The 422-nt window shown below is 60.9% G+C and carries 1 protein-coding gene; it reads left to right on the top strand.

The annotated features are described in order from the left end of the window. Nucleotides 1-101: 101 nt before the first annotated feature. Nucleotides 102-422 (top strand): hypothetical protein (locus RM844_RS33030; RefSeq protein WP_311671111.1); only part of this gene is annotated, 321 nt, incomplete at its 3' end.

Below are 422 nucleotides of genomic sequence, written 5' to 3'. Positions count from 1 at the left end.
CTTGACAGACTGAAAGGAAACAAACAGATGAGCCGCTACGACATCACCCAGACCAACCGAGCCGTGGAGCGACTGATCGAGTCGACGGATGTCACCTCTACATGCTGCACTCCTACAACCGGCACCGCTACCTGGAGATGGCCGGACGCTATGAGGAGATCTTCGCCCCGGACATGACCGTCGAAAAGCCGGTCTACCACTTCATGCTCGGCAAGAGCGTCACCGTGGAAGGCACCGAGGCGGTCATGGGGCTGTACCACGCGTGGAAGGACACCGCCCAGTGCATCTTCTACGCCGACGACGAGAAGCTGGCCATCAGCGACGACATGATCGTGTCGACGTCATACATCTACCAGCAGACACCCGGGGTCCTCCTCGCCGCCGAAGGAGTGCCGGCCGACCCCGAGGCCACCTATCTGGTC

Source organism: Streptomyces chisholmiae, assembly GCF_031845445.1.
In the GTDB taxonomy this organism is placed as follows: domain Bacteria; phylum Actinomycetota; class Actinomycetes; order Streptomycetales; family Streptomycetaceae; genus Streptomyces; species Streptomyces chisholmiae.
Note: the sequence above shows the minus strand (reverse complement) of the source record. Positions and strands in the feature narration are given on the sequence as shown.